This is a genomic window from Kosakonia sp. YIM B13571, assembly GCF_042788095.1.
GTDB classification, from domain to species: Bacteria; Pseudomonadota; Gammaproteobacteria; order Enterobacterales; family Enterobacteriaceae; genus Kosakonia; species Kosakonia quasisacchari.
In genome coordinates, this window is the sequence record NZ_JBHZPL010000004.1 from 26,760 (window position 1) to 43,245 (window position 16,486).

Genomic DNA, 16,486 nt, shown 5'->3' on the forward strand with positions numbered 1-16,486 from the left:
CAGGCGGTAAAAGCTATGCTAAAACACTCTGGATGCTACAGAGATAAATGGATGTTACGCATGTATGCATGACATCATACTTTAGAGACCGCAGATGACGCTGACGGTCCGCTTCCCAGGATGCGGGAAGCTTAGATTGCAACCCCAGACGTAGGGGCTCATCCTGTGTCTGAGACAGCTTATAACAGAGGATAATCGCGCATGGTGCTTGGCAAACCACAAACAGACCCGACGCTTGAATGGTTCTTGTCTCATTGCCACATTCATAAGTACCCGTCGAAGAGCACGCTGATTCACCAGGGTGAAAAAGCGGAAACGCTGTATTACATCGTTAAAGGCTCAGTGGCAGTGCTGATCAAGGATGAAGAAGGTAAAGAGATGATCCTCTCTTACCTGAACCAGGGAGATTTTATCGGTGAACTGGGCCTGTTCGAAGAGGGTCAGGAGCGCAGTGCATGGGTACGCGCTAAAACTGCTTGTGAAGTGGCTGAAATCTCCTACAAAAAATTCCGTCAGTTAATCCAGGTTAACCCGGATATCCTGATGCGTCTTTCCTCACAAATGGCGCGTCGCCTGCAGGTCACTTCAGAAAAAGTGGGCAACCTTGCCTTCCTTGACGTAACCGGCCGTATCGCGCAAACGCTATTAAATCTGGCGAAACAGCCAGACGCAATGACCCACCCGGACGGCATGCAAATTAAAATTACTCGCCAGGAAATTGGTCAGATCGTCGGTTGTTCCCGTGAAACAGTGGGCCGCATTCTCAAAATGCTCGAAGATCAGAATCTGATCTCCGCCCACGGTAAAACCATCGTCGTATACGGAACGCGTTAATCTGTAAAACGGCGCAGCTTACGCGCTGCGTCGTTTTTCTTCCCTCATGTGGCGCAGGCTGATTTATCATCCCGAAATCAACTACGCACTGCGACAGACGCTGGTGTTATGTTTGCCTGTGGCCATTGGTCTGGTTACCGGCCATCTGCAACAAGGTCTGCTGTTTTCCCTCGTTCCCGCCTGCTGCAACATCGCCGGGCTTGATACGCCACATAAACGTTTTTTCAAGCGCCTGATCATTGGCGGAAGCTTGTTTGCTGGCAGCAGCCTGGCGGTTCAATTATTGCTGGCGAAAGATCTTCCATTGCCGTTGATCCTCACTGGGCTGACGCTGGTTTTAGGCGTGACCGCCGAAATTAGCGCGCTGCACGGTCGCCTGCTCCCGGCTTCGCTCATTGCCGCCATCTTTACGCTCAGCCTTGCCGGTAATATGCCGGTATGGGAGCCGCTGCTTATCTATGCGCTGGGCACGCTGTGGTACGGGCTGTTCAACTGGTTCTGGTTCTGGATGTGGCGAGAGCAACCACTGCGCGAATCTCTCAGCCTGCTCTACCGGCAACTGGCGGATTACTGCGAGGCGAAATACAGCCTGCTGACGCAGCACGCCGACCCGGAAAAAGCGCTGCCGCCGTTGCTCGCCCGCCAGCAAAAGGCGGTGGATATGATAAGCCAGAGCTATCAACAGCTGCATATGCTGGCCGCCAATAAGCACAACGATTACAAACGGCTACTGCGGGTTTTCCAGGTAGCGCTGGATCTACAAGAGCACATTTCGGTGAGTTTGCACCAGCCGGAAGAAGTGCAAAAACTGGTGGAACAAACCCACGCCGAGCAGGTGATCCGCTGGAATGCGCAGACGGTCGCCGCTCGCTTGCGCATCCTGGCTGATGACATTCTCTACCATCGCTACCCTACTCGCTTCAACATGGATAAGCAGATCGGCGCGCTGGAAAAAATCGCCCGCCAGCACCCGGATAACCCGGTCGGGCAATTCTGCGCCTGGCATTTTAGCCGTATCGCTCGCGTCTTGCGCACTCAGCGCCCGCTCTATGCCCGCGATCTGATGGCGGAAAAGCAGCGGCGCTTACCCCTTTTGCCAGCCCTGAAAAGTTATTTATCACTGAAATCCGCAGCGCTGCGTAATGCCGCGCGGATAAGCGTAATGCTCAGCATCGCCAGCCTGATGGGCAGCGCCCTGCATTTACCGAAACCCTACTGGATCATGATGACGGTGATGTTTGTCACGCAAAACGGTTATGGCGCAACGCGCGTTCGCATTGTCCACCGGGCGGCGGGAACCCTTGCGGGGCTGGTAATTGCGGGGGCAACGCTGCACTTTCATGTTCCGCTCGGTTTTACGCTGGCCGCGATGCTGATGATTACGCTGGTCAGTTATCTCATTATTCGGAAAAACTACGGCTGGGCGATGGTGGGTTTTACCATTACCGCCGTCTACACCTTGCAGTTGCTGACGCTAAATGGTGAGGAGTTTATCGTCGCCCGGCTTATTGATACGTTGATTGGTTGCCTGATTGCCTTCGGCGGCATGGTCTGGCTGTGGCCGCAGTGGCAAAGTGGCTTGCTGCGTCAGAATGCGCATGATGCGCTGGAAACGGATCAGGAAGCGATTCGCCTGATCCTAAGCGATAACCCAGAGCCAACACCGCTTGCCTGGCAACGTATGCGCGTAAACCAGGCGCATAACGCCCTGTTTAACTCGCTAAACCAGGCCATGCAGGAACCGGGATTTAATACGCGTTATCTGGAAGATATGAAACTGTGGGTAACGCACAGCCAATTTATCGTTGAGCATATCAATGCGATGACGACACTGGCGCGCGAACATACGATGTTGACGCCGGAACTGGCGCAACGTTATTTGCAATCCTGCGAAATTGCCCTGCAGCGCTGCCAACAGCGGCTGGAGTATGACGGGCCGGGAGAATCCGGCGATGTGAATATCCTCGAAGCCCCGGAAACGTTAACGCACGGGCCAATGAGCACGCTGGAGCAGCATTTACAACGGATTATCGGGCATCTGAACACCATGCACACCATTTCGTCGGTAGCATGGCGTCAGCGCCCGCATCACGGCATTTGGCTAAATCGCCGCCTTAACCGTTGACCACTTTCGCCACCGCATCCGCGAAGCGGTTCATCCCTTCTTCAATATCCTGCGCGTCAATAACCAGCGAGGGGACAAAGCGCATGACGTCCGGGCCGGCGTTCAGCACCATTACACCCGCATCGGCGGCGGCGTAGAGGAAATCGCGCGCGCGGCCTTTATATTGCGGTTTAAGCTCAGCACCAATGAGCAGCCCCATGCCGCGAATGTCGCTAAACAGGTCAAATTTCTCGCCGATTTGCTGTAAATGCTTAACGAACAACTGACGTTTTTCATTCACGCCACTGAGCACGTCCGGCGTGTTGATAATATCGAATGCGGTCCCGGCGACGGCGCAGGCCAGCGGGTTGCCACCGTAGGTGGAACCGTGTGAACCGGCGTGGAAGACACTGGCAATCTCATGCGTGGTCAGCATCGCGCTGATAGGGAAACCACCGCCGAGCGCTTTGGCGCTGGTCAGAATATCCGGCGTCACGCCATAATGCATATAAGCAAACAACTCTCCGCTGCGGCCCATGCCGCACTGCACTTCGTCAAATACCAGCAGTGCGTTGTGCTGATCGCACAGCTCGCGCAAACCTTTCAGGAAATCCGGCGTGGCGGCAGTAACGCCGCCTTCACCCTGAATAGGCTCTACCACTACCGCGCAGGTGTGATCGTCCATCACCGCTTTCACCGCGTGCAGATCGTTAAACGGCACATGAATAATGTCTGCCGGTTTCGGGCCAAAGCCATCGGAATACTTCGGTTGGCCGCCCACGCTTACGGTAAACAGCGAACGCCCGTGGAAAGCATTATGGAACGCGATGATTTTTGTTTTATATGGGCTGTGACGCGTAGATGCATAAAAACGCGCCAGCTTGAATGCCGTTTCGTTGGCCTCAGTACCGGAGTTCATAAACACCACGCGCTCGGCAAACGTGGCGTCGATGAGTTTACGCGCCAGGCGCAGAGCAGGCTCGTTGGTAAAAACATTGCTGGTGTGCCACAGGGTCTCGCCCTGCGTTTTCAGCGTCTCCACCAGCGCCGGATGACAGTGTCCTAACGCAGTAACCGCAATTCCACCTGCAAAATCAACGTACTCTTTACCCTGCTGATCCCACACTCGGCTGCCTTTACCCTTTACCGGGATAAACTCGGCCGGTGCGTAAATTGGCAGAATAACGTCATCGAAGTTTGCACGCGTTACCGCGTCTTGCTGAGTTGCCATGGCTTGCCCATCCAGTTTTACGTTGCATTGATTATGAAAATATAATCACGAAATATGCATAAAAAATCAGTTAATGGCAACCACAAATCAGCGTTCGAGGAAGTTTTTCAATAACTGATGTCCCTGCTCGCTCAGAATACTTTCCGGGTGAAACTGCACTCCCTCCAGATCCCACTCCCGGTGGCGGATGCCCATGATCTCGCCGCTATCGCTGCTGGCGGTAACCTCAAAACACACCGGTAACGTAGGCGGATCAATAACCAGGGAATGGTAACGCGTGACGGTTAACGGATTATTAAGCCCGCAAAATACGCCAGTGCCGTTATGGGTGACAGGTGATGTCTTACCGTGCATCACTTTTGCCGCACGAACGATAGTCGCGCCAAATACCTGCGCAATCGCCTGGTGACCAAGACAAACACCAAGAATGGGCAATTTACCCGCGTAATGGCGGATAACCGCCAGCGAAACACCGGACTCATCCGGCGTGCAGGGGCCGGGCGAAATAACGATCTTTTCCGGTGCCAGCACGGCAATATCCGCAAGCGCTATCTCATCGTTACGCCGCACCTCTACGCTTGCCCCCAATTCACAAAAATATTGATACAGGTTCCAGGTAAAGGAGTCGTAATTATCGATAAGCAGGATCATAGCGGCCTCTGGTGTCGGAAACCGCGCTAGTTTACTCGCTTTCGACCGCTTCGCTCACCACTTTGCTGAAGATGGCGCGCAGCGACGCTAAGTCGCCCATTGCACCTGCCTGGTTTGCGTCGCGCCACTCATCAGGATCAATACCGCGCCAGTCGAGTGAAAAACCAGCGTGCAGCGCCAACTGCTCGAAGAAGATGCGCTGAGCGATACCATTACCAAGGCGGAACGGGTGCAGCACGTTGATTTCACAGTAATAGTGTGCCAGCCGTTCAATAAACACCGCTTTTTCCAGCCCACACAGCCACTCTTCATCTTCCAGTTGCTGCATCAATGCATTGCCCTCTTTCTCGATATACTCGAAGTGGCAAAACCGGGTATCGCCTTCATAAATATCCACTTCACGGATCTGCCCAGCCCAGTCGAACACGTCCTGGTAAAGATGGTGGTGAATGGCGCATAAATGAGGAAGACCGCGCACCATCGGGCCAAGATCCAGTGTGGCGGCGCGTAAGGCAGTGAACTGATAAGCCGCCTGCTCCAGTTTCTGCGCCTGGCGAAGCCCCAGCTCATTGCGCATCACATTCAGACCGGGATAGAGGTACGGATCGCGCCCGTCGCCGAATTTATCGCTCATAGTGCCTCCGTAGTTCTTCAAGGCGCGCATCGGCTTCCGCGCTACTTAGCGTCACCCGTTCGCTGTCGACGTTTTCCAGCCGTCGGCTGGCCTGAAAATTGACATTGCGCTGCTGTTCCCAGAGGCGGGATTTTTGCCGGTCGGTGAGTTTTTTGGTCATAGCGCCTCCCTGTTTCACATGTCGGTGCCCAAATTATAAGCAGAAATGACAGGTTACGCAGGGAAGCTCAAGAAGCACGGGGTGAACACCCCGTGCGGGGGAAACTTAGGGCAGCACTTTCGCGGAGAGAATAACTACCGGTTTTGACGGAACATTCTGGTAAGGCCCAACATCGTGCGTCGGTACCTGGGAAATTTTGTCGGCCACATCCATGCCTTTCACCACTTTACCAAACACCGCATAACCAAAGTCGCGCTGGCCATGATCAAGGAAAGCGTTGTCAGCGATGTTAATGAAGAACTGGCTGGTTGCGCTGTCTTTATCGGCGGTACGCGCCATCGAAATGGTGCCGCGCGTGTTACGCAAGCCATTATCAGCTTCGTTTTTGATAGGCGGGTTAGGCTGCTTTTGCTGCATCTGCTCGTTGAAACCGCCGCCCTGCACCATAAATCCCGGGATCACACGATGAAACGTGGTGTTGTTATAGAAACCGTTATTTACGTAATCAAGGAAGTTTTTCACCGACACAGGGGCTTTCTGGTTGTTCAGCTCCAGTTCAATGTTACCGGCGGATGTGGTGATCAGAACATGAGGATCGCCTTTTGCCGCCAGCGCAGCAGAAGAGAAAGCAGAAAGGGCAAACACAGCCGCAACAGCCGCCAGAGTCGATTTAACCATAAGGTTTCCTTAACGAAGAGCAGTAAAGAAAGCGAGTGGCTTGATTCTAAAGAGCAGTCAGCCAGCAGGCCAGCCTTTTACTTAATTTTACGTATTTAGTAACAGATGTAACGTCAGGCTGCTCACAACCCGCAAGCTCAAAGACTACATACCCGAACGATAACGACTAAAAATCACCGCTTCGCCACCGTTATCCATCTGAATCCAGCTTTGTGCGGGTTGCGTGCTGGCAATGATTCTCCCTTGTCGAATCGACCAACGCACCGGCGACTGGCAGCGCACCGCATCAAAACCGCTTTCAACGGGCAAAATAACCATATTCGCTGGGTTACCCGTTTCAATACCGTACTGCGTTAACCCAAAGGTTCGGGCGCTGTTATGGGTGATAAGACGCAGTCCGTCATTAATTTGCTGGTAGCCCATCAACTGGCAAACGTGCAGCCCCATATGCAGTACCTGCAACATATTACCAGTACCGAGCGGATACCAGGGATCAAACACATCGTCGTGACCAAAACAGACATTTATCTCTGCCGCCAGCAACTCTTTCACCCGCGTAATTCCCCGGCGCTTGGGGTAATCGTCAAAGCGCCCCTGCAAGTGGATATTTACCAGCGGGTTAGCAACAAAGTTAATGCCAGAAAGCTTTAACAGACGGAATAGTCGCGAAGTATATGCACCGTTGTAAGAGTGCATCGCGGTGGTATGGCTGGCGGTGACGCGCGGGCCGATGCCCATCTTCAGCGCCAGCGCGGCAACGGTTTCAACAAAGCGCGACTGCTCATCATCAATTTCATCACAGTGAATATCCAACGGGCGGTCATATTTTTGCGCCAGCGCGAAAGCTATGTGCAGCGATTCAACGCCATATTCGCGGGTGAATTCAAAGTGCGGGATCGCACCAACCACATCCGCCCCAAGCTGAAGCGCCTCTTCGAGCAGCGCAGCGCCGTTGGGATAGGAGAGAATTCCTTCCTGCGGGAAAGCGACGATTTGCAGATCAATCCAGGGCGCAACCTCTTCTTTTACTTCGAGCATGGCTTTCAGCGCTGTCAGGCTGGGATCGGAAACATCAACATGCGTTCGCACATGCTGCACGCCATTAGCCATTTGCCATTTCAAGGTTTGCCAGGCGCGCGCCTTTACATCTTGATGGCTCAGCAGCGCCTTGCGTTCAGCCCAGCGCTCAATGCCTTCAAACAGCGTGCCGGATTGGTTCCAGTTTGGCTCTCCGGCAGTTTGCGTAGTATCCAGGTGAATATGCGGTTCAACAAACGGCGGTAGCGCCAGCCCACCGTGCGCATTCAGGACTTCAAGGCTGTCGCTGTGTGTTTCATTCATCGGGGTGATTTCACCGAAGCGACCATTCTCAATCGCGATTTGCCATAATCCTTCGCGATCGGGTAAATGCACATTCTGAACTAACCAAATCGGTGCTGCCGACATAGTGTGACTCCCTCTGTTTCCCTCAGATAATTTGTATCAGAGGTGAGTGCAAAAACCCTCCTTTTTTGTACACAAATTCTGCAAACCATAAAAGCCAGTGATATCCACGACTTATAAAAACCAATAAAAATCAACTATCTACTCATTAAGTAGTATGTGAAGGTGTATTTGATGCACATCAATAAGCCGGGTAGCTGAATCGTTAAGGTAGGTGGTAGTAGAAAAGAAATCGAGGCAAAAATGAGCAAAGTTAAACTCGCTATTATCGGTAACGGCATGGTCGGCCACCGTTTTATTGAGGATCTCCTCGATAAAGCCGACGCCAGCCAGTTCGATATTACCGTCTTCTGTGAGGAGCCGCGTAAAGCCTACGACCGCGTCCACCTCTCTTCCTATTTTTCCCACCATACGGCTGAAGAGCTGTCACTGGTTCGTGAAGGCTTTTACGAAAAACATGGCGTAAAAGTGTTGGTCGGCGAGCGCGCCATCACTATCAACCGTCAAGAAAAAGTGATCCACTCCAGCGCTGGACGCACGGTTTATTACGACAAATTGATCATGGCAACCGGTTCCTATCCGTGGATCCCGCCGATCAAAGGTTCTGAAACACAAGATTGCTTCGTTTACCGCACTATTGAAGATTTGAACGCCATTGAATCCTGCGCACGCCGCAGCCGCCGTGGCGCGGTGGTCGGTGGCGGTTTGCTCGGCCTGGAAGCAGCCGGAGCGCTGAAAAACTTAGGCGTGGAAACCCACGTCATTGAGTTTGCGCCAATGCTAATGGCGGAACAGCTCGACCAAATGGGCGGCGAGCAACTGAAGCGCAAAATCGAAAGCATGGGCGTGCGTGTGCACACCAGCAAAAATACCAAAGAGATTGTGCAAGAAGGCACCGAAGCGCGTAAAACCATGCGCTTTGCCGACGGTAGCGCGCTGGAAGTCGACTTTATCGTCTTCTCCACCGGTATTCGCCCACGCGACAAACTGGCGACACAGTGCGGTCTGGAAGTGGCGCAGCGCGGCGGTATCATGATCAACGATAGCTGCCAAACCTCCGACCCGAATATCTATGCCATCGGCGAGTGCGCCAGCTGGAATAATCGCGTGTACGGTCTGGTCGCACCTGGCTATAAAATGGCTCAGGTGGCGGTGGATCATATCCTCGGCACGGCCAATGCCTTTAAAGGTGCCGATCTCAGCGCCAAACTGAAACTGCTCGGTGTCGATGTTGGCGGTATCGGCGACGCGCATGGCCGTACGCCAGGCGCACGCAGCTATGTCTATCTCGACGAAAGCAAAGAAGTCTACAAACGCCTGATTGTCAGCCCGGATAACAAAACCCTGCTTGGTGCAGTTTTGGTTGGCGATACCAGCGATTTCGGCAACTTGCTGCAACTGGTGTTGAACGCTATCGAATTGCCGGAAAACCCGGATGCGCTGATCCTGCCAGCCCATGCGGCAGGCGGTAAACCCTCTATCGGCGTGGATAAGCTGCCGGACAGCGCGCAGATCTGCTCCTGCTTCGACGTCACCAAAGGCGATCTGATTGCCGCTATCAACAAAGGCTGCCACACCGTTGCCGCCCTGAAAGCAGAAACCAAAGCCGGTACAGGCTGCGGCGGTTGTATCCCACTGGTCACCCAGGTGCTGAACGCAGAACTGGCGAAACAGGGTATCGAAGTAACCAATAACCTGTGTGAGCACTTTGCTTACTCACGCCAGGAGCTGTACCACCTGATCCGCGTGGAAGGCATCAAATCCTTCGACGAACTGCTGGCAAAATACGGCAAAGGCTATGGTTGCGAAGTGTGTAAACCGACCGTCGGTTCACTGCTGGCTTCCTGCTGGAATGAGTACATCCTGAAACCGCAACACACGCCGTTGCAGGATACCAACGACAACTTCCTCGCCAATATCCAGAAAGATGGCACCTATTCCGTGATCCCGCGCTCCGCAGGCGGCGAAATCACTCCGGAAGGGCTGATGGAAGTTGGCCGTATCGCCCGTGAATTCAATCTCTACACCAAAATCACCGGTTCTCAGCGTATCGGCCTGTTCGGCGCGCAAAAAGACGATTTGCCGGAAATCTGGCGACAACTGATTAACGCAGGTTTTGAAACCGGTCATGCCTACGCCAAAGCACTGCGTATGGCGAAAACCTGTGTCGGTTCGACCTGGTGTCGTTACGGTGTGGGCGACAGCGTGGGCTTCGGCGTTGAGCTGGAAAACCGCTACAAAGGTATTCGTACCCCACACAAAATGAAGTTTGGCGTCTCTGGCTGTACCCGTGAATGTGCCGAAGCACAGGGCAAAGATGTGGGGATTATCGCCACGGAAAAAGGCTGGAACCTGTATGTGTGCGGTAACGGCGGCATGAAACCGCGCCATGCGGATCTGCTGGCGGCGGATCTCGATCGCGAAACCCTGCTGCACTATCTCGACCGCTTTATGATGTTCTACATCCGCACCGCCGATAAACTGACGCGCACTGCTTCCTGGCTCGACAGCATGGAAGGCGGCATCGAATATCTGAAAAGCGTGATTATCGATGACAAGCTGGGCTTTGACGCACAGTTGGAAGAAGAAATGGCCCGCCTGCGTGAAGCGGTGGTCTGCGAGTGGACAGAAACGGTGAACACGCCTTCCGCGCAACTTCGCTTCAAACACTTTATCAACAGCGACCGTCGCGATCCGAACGTGCAGGTGGTGCCAGAGCGTCAGCAACATCGCCCGGCAACGCCATATGAACGTATTCCGGTAGTGTTAGTGGAGGAAAACGCATGAGCCAGTGGAACACCGTCTGCAATATCAACGACATCATCCCTGCAACCGGCGTGTGTGCGTTGGTGAAAGGTCAGCAAGTCGCGATTTTTCGCCCGCACCATGATGATCACGTGTATGCCATCAGCAATATCGACCCGTTTTTTGAGTCCAGCGTGCTGTCTCGCGGGCTTATCGCTGAGCATCAGGGCGAATTATGGGTTGCCAGCCCGTTGAAAAAACAGCACTTCCGCCTGCGCGACGGCGTGTGCATGGAAGATGAAAGCCGTTCTGTCCCGCATTTCGATGCCCGCGTGAAAGACGGCGAAGTACAGATTAAAGCGTAATCCCCCTGCGGGGGCGCAATGCCTCCGCGGTTTCACTTTTTCGTTTTCACTTTTTCCTTTTAAACATTTTCTTTTTAACTTTGGATAATCAACCTCATGTTTACCGACACTATTAATAAGTGCGCGGCTAACGCTGCGCGTATCGCTCGCCTCTCCTCACAAAATCCACTGGGTTTCTGGATAAGCTCTGCCATGGCGGGCGCTTATGTTGGGCTCGGCATCATCCTGATTTTTACCCTTGGCAACCTGCTCGATCCAGCTTTGCGCACGCTGGTGATGGGCGCGACGTTCGGTATCGCCTTAACGCTGGTGATTATCGCCGGTTCTGAGCTGTTTACCGGCCACACCATGTTTCTGACGCTGGGCGTAAAAGCGGGCACCATCAGCCACGGGCAAATGTGGGCTATTTTGCCGCAAACCTGGTTGGGTAATTTGCTCGGCTCAGTGTTCGTCGCGCTGCTGTATAGCTGGGGCGGCGGCAGCTTGTTACCGGTGGATACGAGCCTGGTGCACGCGGTAGCGCTGGCGAAAACCAGCGCACCCGCGACGGTACTGTTCTTTAAAGGCGCGCTGTGTAACTGGCTGGTATGCCTTGCTATCTGGATGGCAATCCGCACCGACGGCGCGGCGAAGTTTCTCGCTATCTGGTGGTGCCTGCTGGCGTTTATCGCCTCGGGTTATGAGCATTCGGTTGCCAATATGACGCTCTTCGCGCTCTCCTGGTTTGGTCATCACAGCGAGGCGTATACCCTTTCGGGAATCGGTCACAATTTGCTGTGGGTAACGCTTGGCAATACTTTCTCTGGCGCAGTTTTTATGGGGTTAGGTTACTGGTATGCTACGCCGAAATCTGAGCGCCCTTCTGCGGTCACCCAAGTGGCAAGCCAGGCTACAGCGAATAACTAAAATGTTGAGGTAATGTCGTGGATCATTTGCCAATTTTTTGCCAGCTACGCGATCGCCAGTGCCTGCTTGTCGGCGGTGGCGATGTCGCAGAACGTAAAGCCCGGCTGTTAATGGATGCGGGCGCACGGCTTACCGTCAACGCACTCACTTTTGCTCCTCAGTTCACCGTCTGGGCCGAAGAAGGCATGCTCACGCTGATTGAAGGCGAATTTCGCGAAACGCTGCTGGATATGTGTTGGCTGGCGATTGCCGCAACGGATGACGAAGCGGTTAATCAACGCGTCAGCGACGCCGCAGAGCAACGCCGTATCTTCTGTAACGTTGTGGATGCGCCCAAACAAGCGAGCTTTATTATGCCGTCGATCATTGACCGTTCGCCGTTGATGGTGGCGGTCTCTTCCGGTGGCACATCGCCAGTGCTGGCGCGTTTGCTGCGCGAGAAACTGGAATCGCTGTTGCCGCAGCATCTGGGCCATGTCGCCCATTTCGCGGGTAAGTTGCGCAGCCGGGTCAAAAAGCAGTTCCCCAGCATGAGCGAGCGCCGCCGTTTCTGGGAGAAATTGTTCGTCAATGACCGACTGGCGCAATCGCTGGCGAACCAGGACACCACCGCAGTAGAAAAAATTACCGAACAACTGCTGGCCGAGCCGCTGGATAACCGTGGTGAAGTGGTGCTGGTTGGCGCGGGACCTGGTGACGCAGGGCTGCTGACGTTAAAGGGTTTGCAGCAGATCCAGCAAGCCGATGTGGTGGTTTACGACCGACTGGTTTCCGATGAGATCATGAACCTGGTGCGCCGCGATGCTGATCGGGTGTTTGTTGGCAAACGCGCGGGCTACCACTGCGTGCCGCAGGAGGAGATCAATCAGATCCTGCTGCGCGAAGCGCAAAGCGGTAAACGCGTTGTCCGGCTTAAAGGCGGCGACCCGTTTATTTTTGGTCGCGGTGGCGAAGAACTGGAAACGCTCTGCCACGCGGGAATTCCCTTTTCGGTGGTGCCCGGCATTACGGCGGCATCGGGCTGTTCGGCTTACTCCGGCATTCCGTTAACCCATCGGGATTATGCGCAAAGCGTGCGGCTGGTGACCGGCCACCTGAAAACCGGTGGTGAGCTGGACTGGGCCAACCTGGCTGCGGAAAAGCAAACGCTGGTGTTCTATATGGGGCTTAATCAGGCGGCAACGATTCAGGCGCAATTAATGGCGCACGGAATGCAGGTAGACATGCCAGTGGCGCTGGTTGAGAACGGCACCTCCGTGCAGCAGAAGGTCGTCAGCGGCGCGTTGTCGCAACTGGGCGAGCTGGCGCAGCAGGTGCAAAGCCCGGCGCTGATCATTGTTGGTCGCGTGGTGGGGCTACGCGATAAGCTTAAGTGGTTCTAAAAATAGAAAAAGGGCAGGTAGAACCTGCCCTTTTTTATTCTGTTATCGATTACGATTTAGCAACGAAACCAATCGCTTCGTAGACTTTCTTCAGGGTTTCCGATGCACGTGCGCTGGCTTTTTCCGCGCCGTCTTTCATCACCTGTTGCAGGAAGGCTTCGTCATTGCGGTAACGATGATAACGCTCTTGCAGCTCGCTCAGCATGCCGGAAACGGCATCTGCCACTTCCCCTTTCAGATGGCCGTACATTTTGCCTTCAAAGTGCTGTTCCAGCTCCGCAATGCCTTGGCCGGTCACGGCAGAGAGAATATCCAGCAGGTTGGAAACGCCCGCTTTGTTGGCGATATCGTAACGTACCACTGGTGGTTCGTCGGAGTCGGTCACCGCACGCTTGATTTTTTTCACTACCGCTTTCGGATCTTCCAGCAGGCCGATAACGTTGTTGCGGTTATCGTCCGATTTGGACATCTTCTTGGTCGGCTCCAGCAGCGACATCACGCGCGCGCCGGATTTCGGAATAAACGGCTCAGGCACTTTGAAAATATCGCCATAAATCGCGTTGAAACGCTGCGCGATATCGCGGCTCAGTTCCAGATGTTGTTTTTGATCTTCACCCACCGGTACCTGATTGGTTTGGTACAGCAGAATGTCTGCCGCCATCAGCACCGGGTAATCAAACAGACCGGCGTTGATGTTTTCCGCATAGCGTGCGGATTTGTCTTTGAACTGAGTCATGCGGCTCAGTTCACCGAAATAGGTATAGCAGTTCAGCGCCCAGCCGAGCTGTGCATGCTCCGGAACATGGGACTGAACGAAGATGGTGCTTTTTTGCGGATCGATGCCGCACGCCAGGTAAAGTGCCAGCGTGTCCAGCGTCGCTTTACGCAGCGCTTGCGGATCCTGGCGCACGGTAATCGCGTGCTGGTCAACGATGCAGTAGATACAGTGATAGTCGTCCTGCATGTTCACCCATTGACGCAGCGCACCCATATAGTTGCCAATGGTTAATTCACCTGAGGGCTGTGCGCCACTAAAGACGATGGGCTTAGTCATTTTTCATTTCCTGATTTTCACTGTGCGAAAGCCCGAGTGCGGGCAGTAAATCTTTAAAGTGATCAAACACGTAATCCGGCTCACTGGCGGTAATCGCTTCACCGTAGTTATAACCGTAGGTCAGACCAACCGAAGCGCTACCTGCCGCCTTAGCGGCCAGGATGTCATTGCGCGAATCACCCACGAAGAGCAACTCATGAGGTTGAATATTGAGCTTTTTGCACACCAGAAGCAACGGTTCCGGGTGCGGCTTTTTGTTCACCACATCATCGCCGCCGACCACAAACGTGAAGTATTGCGCAATGCCCAGCGCTTCCAGCAGCGGTGCCACAAACGGCGTCGGCTTATTGGTCACCAGCGCCAACGGCAAACCTTTGGCATGCAGCGCGGCCAGCGTTTGTGCCACGTCCGGGAACAGAAAACTGCCCTCTTCCACGGTCTCTTCGTAATAACGGTTGAACAGCTTACGCAGCATGCGTATCTGCTCTTCTTGTGGAATGTCGTTACCCACGTCCGGCTTGCCTTGCGCCGCGCGCTGGCTGCTGCGTTCCTGACGAGCCCAGTTAAACGCGCGCTCCATCAGCACATCTGCGCCGTTACCAATCCAGGTTACTACGCGCGCTTCGCCCGCCTGCGGCAATTCAAGTGCATACAGCGCACTATCCACAGCGGCGGTCAGACCCGGCGCGCTATCCACCAGCGTGCCGTCGAGATCGAAAGCAATCCCCTGAATCGACTGCATTTTATTCATGACTTACCTTTGCCAGTTCACTACGCATTTCATCAATAACCTGTTTGTAATCGGGTTTATCGAAAATCGCCGAACCCGCGACAAACATATCCGCGCCCGCTGCGGCGATGTCGCCGATGTTGCTCACCTTAACACCGCCGTCGACTTCGAGGCGGATATCAAAGCCTGAAGCATCAATGCGGCGACGCACTTCACGCAGCTTATCCAGCGTGTGCGGAATAAAAGACTGGCCGCCAAAACCGGGGTTTACCGACATCAGCAGGATCACGTCCAGTTTATCCATCACATGATCCAGGTAGCTGAGCGGTGTTGCCGGGTTAAATACCAGCCCCGCTTTACAGCCGTGTTCTTTGATGAGCTGCAGCGAGCGATCGACGTGTTCGGACGCTTCAGGATGAAAGGTGATAATGCTTGCGCCAGCGGCGGCGAAGTCGGGAATTAGGCGATCAACCGGTTTCACCATCAGGTGAACATCAATAGGGGCAGTGATGCCATAATTGCGCAGCGCTTTGAGCACCATCGGGCCAATGGTCAAATTCGGCACGTAATGGTTATCCATCACATCGAAATGCACCACATCACCACCCGCAGCCAGGACGGCGGCGGTATCTTCGCCCAGGCGAGCAAAATCAGCCGACAGAATCGAGGGGGCAATCAAATACTGTTTCATCCGCATCTCCTTGAGAAAGTAGGGTTCGGCAGGCAGCGCGGTGAATGCGAATTATCGCGGAGCCGGGCGATAGAGTGCCAGCAGCTCATCCACCTTTTTACGTGTACCACCGTTACTGCTGATACTGCGCCGCACTTTTACCACGTGCAATTTTGCCTGACTGTACCACTCGCGCGTTAACAGCGTGTCGTGGTTGGAAATCAATACCGGGATCCGGTTTTGCACCAGGCTTTCGGCAATCGCCGCCAAATGCGCCTGCTGCTCAAGACTGAAACTGTTGGTGTGATACGCCGTAAAATTGGCCGTCGCCGACAGCGGGGCGTAAGGTGGATCGCAGTAGACCACGGAATTCTGGTCAGCGCGGGCCATGCTATCGGCGTAAGATTCACAATAAAAAAAGGCATTCTGCGCTTTCTCGGCGAAGTGGTACAACTCCGCTTCCGGGAAATAGGGTTTCTTATAACGACCAAACGGCACGTTGAATTCACCGCGCAGATTATAGCGGCACAGGCCATTGTAGCCATGCCGATTGAGGTATAAAAACAGCAGCGCACGCCGGAAAGGTTCCTGGCACTGGTTAAATTCTGCGCGCAGTTGGTAATAAACCACAGACTGGTTCGTCTCAGGAACGAACAGCGTCCGCGCCTGGCGCACATACTCGTCAGGCTGGTCTTTAACGATGTTATAGAGGCTAATCAAGTCGCTGTTGATATCAGCGAGGATATAGCGGGAGAACGACGTGTTGAGAAACACCGAACCCGCGCCGACGAACGGCTCGATAAGGCATTCACCCTGTGGCAGATGCCTTCCGATATCGTCCAGCAGGGGGTATTTTCCCCCTGCCCATTTCAAAAAAGCGCGATTCTTTTTCATGCTGA

At 54.0% G+C, this 16,486-nt stretch carries 16 protein-coding genes; 6 read left to right on the forward strand and 10 right to left on the reverse strand.

The window, feature by feature from the left end:
* Window positions 1–201 precede the first annotated feature (201 nt).
* Window positions 202–834 carry a cAMP-activated global transcriptional regulator CRP gene (gene crp, locus ACFX4O_RS11720; RefSeq protein WP_000242758.1) on the forward strand — a complete coding sequence of 211 codons (633 nt, stop codon included), beginning with the start codon at window positions 202–204 and terminating at the stop codon, window positions 832–834.
* Between the two features lie 46 nt (window positions 835–880).
* The gene (locus tag ACFX4O_RS11725; protein WP_380209810.1) at window positions 881–2,959 is read left to right on the forward strand and encodes a YccS/YhfK family putative transporter; all 2,079 of its coding nucleotides are present in this window, start codon (window positions 881–883) and stop codon (window positions 2,957–2,959) included.
* Here ACFX4O_RS11725 and ACFX4O_RS11730 read toward each other — a convergent pair.
* The 6 genes from ACFX4O_RS11730 to ACFX4O_RS11755 all read right to left on the reverse strand — a co-directional run bounded on the left by ACFX4O_RS11730 (window position 2,949) and on the right by ACFX4O_RS11755 (window position 7,738).
* A complete protein-coding gene (locus ACFX4O_RS11730) occupies window positions 2,949–4,169 on the reverse strand; it encodes an aspartate aminotransferase family protein (RefSeq protein WP_131411974.1) in 1,221 nt (406 codons plus the stop codon). The two genes, ACFX4O_RS11725 and ACFX4O_RS11730, sit on opposite strands and share 11 nt — an antisense overlap.
* Before the next feature lie 87 nt (window positions 4,170–4,256).
* Window positions 4,257–4,820, reverse strand: a complete 564-nt coding sequence (pabA, locus tag ACFX4O_RS11735; protein WP_131411973.1) for an aminodeoxychorismate synthase component 2 — start codon at window positions 4,818–4,820, stop codon at window positions 4,257–4,259.
* A gap of 31 nt (window positions 4,821–4,851) precedes the next feature.
* Complete coding sequence (locus tag ACFX4O_RS11740; protein WP_131411972.1) at window positions 4,852–5,454, reverse strand: putative adenosine monophosphate-protein transferase Fic; 603 nt, start codon at window positions 5,452–5,454, stop codon at window positions 4,852–4,854.
* Window positions 5,444–5,614, reverse strand: coding sequence for a YhfG family protein (locus ACFX4O_RS11745; RefSeq protein WP_131411971.1), 171 nt, complete (start codon window positions 5,612–5,614; stop codon window positions 5,444–5,446). Before ACFX4O_RS11745 ends, ACFX4O_RS11740 begins: the two co-directional genes overlap by 11 nt.
* A gap of 105 nt (window positions 5,615–5,719) precedes the next feature.
* Window positions 5,720–6,292, reverse strand: coding sequence for a peptidylprolyl isomerase A (gene ppiA / locus ACFX4O_RS11750; RefSeq protein WP_131411969.1), 573 nt, complete (start codon window positions 6,290–6,292; stop codon window positions 5,720–5,722).
* A gap of 144 nt (window positions 6,293–6,436) precedes the next feature.
* Window positions 6,437–7,738, reverse strand: coding sequence for a cytosine deaminase (locus ACFX4O_RS11755; protein ID WP_380209806.1), 1,302 nt, complete (start codon window positions 7,736–7,738; stop codon window positions 6,437–6,439).
* A 240-nt stretch (window positions 7,739–7,978) separates the two neighbouring features.
* Between ACFX4O_RS11755 and nirB the strand changes: the two genes are divergently transcribed.
* From nirB to cysG, 4 genes are all read left to right on the forward strand, one after another.
* Entirely contained in the window at window positions 7,979–10,522 is a 2,544-nt protein-coding gene (nirB, locus tag ACFX4O_RS11760; protein ID WP_380209804.1) for a nitrite reductase large subunit NirB, read from the forward strand.
* Window positions 10,519–10,845, forward strand: coding sequence for a nitrite reductase small subunit NirD (gene nirD / locus ACFX4O_RS11765; RefSeq protein ID WP_380209801.1), 327 nt, complete (start codon window positions 10,519–10,521; stop codon window positions 10,843–10,845). The genes nirB and nirD overlap by 4 nt, the downstream gene beginning before the upstream one ends.
* 96 nt (window positions 10,846–10,941) lie before the next feature.
* Window positions 10,942–11,751 carry a nitrite transporter NirC gene (gene nirC / locus ACFX4O_RS11770; protein ID WP_380209799.1) on the forward strand — a complete coding sequence of 270 codons (810 nt, stop codon included), beginning with the start codon at window positions 10,942–10,944 and terminating at the stop codon, window positions 11,749–11,751.
* Window positions 11,752–11,768: 17 nt separating this feature from the next.
* Window positions 11,769–13,133 (forward strand): siroheme synthase CysG, encoded by a 1,365-nt coding sequence (gene cysG, locus ACFX4O_RS11775; protein ID WP_380209797.1) that lies wholly within the window; start codon window positions 11,769–11,771, stop codon window positions 13,131–13,133.
* Window positions 13,134–13,182: 49 nt separating this feature from the next.
* Here cysG and trpS read toward each other — a convergent pair whose 3' ends face one another.
* Genes trpS through dam form a run of 4 tightly spaced genes read right to left on the reverse strand, consistent with a single transcriptional unit; the run spans window position 13,183 to window position 16,481 of the window.
* Window positions 13,183–14,187 carry a tryptophan--tRNA ligase gene (gene trpS, locus ACFX4O_RS11780; RefSeq protein WP_131411957.1) on the reverse strand — a complete coding sequence of 335 codons (1,005 nt, stop codon included), beginning with the start codon at window positions 14,185–14,187 and terminating at the stop codon, window positions 13,183–13,185.
* A complete protein-coding gene (gph, locus tag ACFX4O_RS11785; protein ID WP_017459857.1) occupies window positions 14,180–14,938 on the reverse strand; it encodes a phosphoglycolate phosphatase in 759 nt (252 codons plus the stop codon). Before gph ends, trpS begins: the two co-directional genes overlap by 8 nt.
* Window positions 14,931–15,608, reverse strand: coding sequence for a ribulose-phosphate 3-epimerase (gene rpe / locus ACFX4O_RS11790; protein WP_017459856.1), 678 nt, complete (start codon window positions 15,606–15,608; stop codon window positions 14,931–14,933). The genes gph and rpe overlap by 8 nt, the downstream gene beginning before the upstream one ends.
* 51 nt (window positions 15,609–15,659) lie before the next feature.
* On the reverse strand, window positions 15,660–16,481 hold the full coding sequence (dam, locus tag ACFX4O_RS11795; protein ID WP_380209795.1) for an adenine-specific DNA-methyltransferase: 822 nt from the start codon (window positions 16,479–16,481) through the stop codon (window positions 15,660–15,662).
* Window positions 16,482–16,486: the final 5 nt, after the last annotated feature.

Excerpts from the sequence above, each read along its gene's own strand:
- crp (WP_000242758.1), top strand. The coding sequence starts at position 202 with ATGGTGCTTGGCAAACCACAAACAGACCCGACGCTTGAATGGTTCTTG.
- ACFX4O_RS11725 (WP_380209810.1), top strand. The coding sequence starts at position 881 with ATGTGGCGCAGGCTGATTTATCATCCCGAAATCAACTACGCACTGCGA.
- ACFX4O_RS11730 (WP_131411974.1), bottom strand. The coding sequence starts at position 4,169 with ATGGCAACTCAGCAAGACGCGGTAACGCGTGCAAACTTCGATGACGTT.
- pabA (WP_131411973.1), bottom strand. The coding sequence starts at position 4,820 with ATGATCCTGCTTATCGATAATTACGACTCCTTTACCTGGAACCTGTAT.
- ACFX4O_RS11740 (WP_131411972.1), bottom strand. The coding sequence starts at position 5,454 with ATGAGCGATAAATTCGGCGACGGGCGCGATCCGTACCTCTATCCCGGT.
- ACFX4O_RS11745 (WP_131411971.1), bottom strand. The coding sequence starts at position 5,614 with ATGACCAAAAAACTCACCGACCGGCAAAAATCCCGCCTCTGGGAACAG.
- ppiA (WP_131411969.1), bottom strand. The coding sequence starts at position 6,292 with ATGGTTAAATCGACTCTGGCGGCTGTTGCGGCTGTGTTTGCCCTTTCT.
- ACFX4O_RS11755 (WP_380209806.1), bottom strand. The coding sequence starts at position 7,738 with ATGTCGGCAGCACCGATTTGGTTAGTTCAGAATGTGCATTTACCCGAT.
- nirB (WP_380209804.1), top strand. The coding sequence starts at position 7,979 with ATGAGCAAAGTTAAACTCGCTATTATCGGTAACGGCATGGTCGGCCAC.
- nirD (WP_380209801.1), top strand. The coding sequence starts at position 10,519 with ATGAGCCAGTGGAACACCGTCTGCAATATCAACGACATCATCCCTGCA.
- nirC (WP_380209799.1), top strand. The coding sequence starts at position 10,942 with ATGTTTACCGACACTATTAATAAGTGCGCGGCTAACGCTGCGCGTATC.
- trpS (WP_131411957.1), bottom strand. The coding sequence starts at position 14,187 with ATGACTAAGCCCATCGTCTTTAGTGGCGCACAGCCCTCAGGTGAATTA.
- gph (WP_017459857.1), bottom strand. The coding sequence starts at position 14,938 with ATGAATAAAATGCAGTCGATTCAGGGGATTGCTTTCGATCTCGACGGC.
- rpe (WP_017459856.1), bottom strand. The coding sequence starts at position 15,608 with ATGAAACAGTATTTGATTGCCCCCTCGATTCTGTCGGCTGATTTTGCT.
- dam (WP_380209795.1), bottom strand. The coding sequence starts at position 16,481 with ATGAAAAAGAATCGCGCTTTTTTGAAATGGGCAGGGGGAAAATACCCC.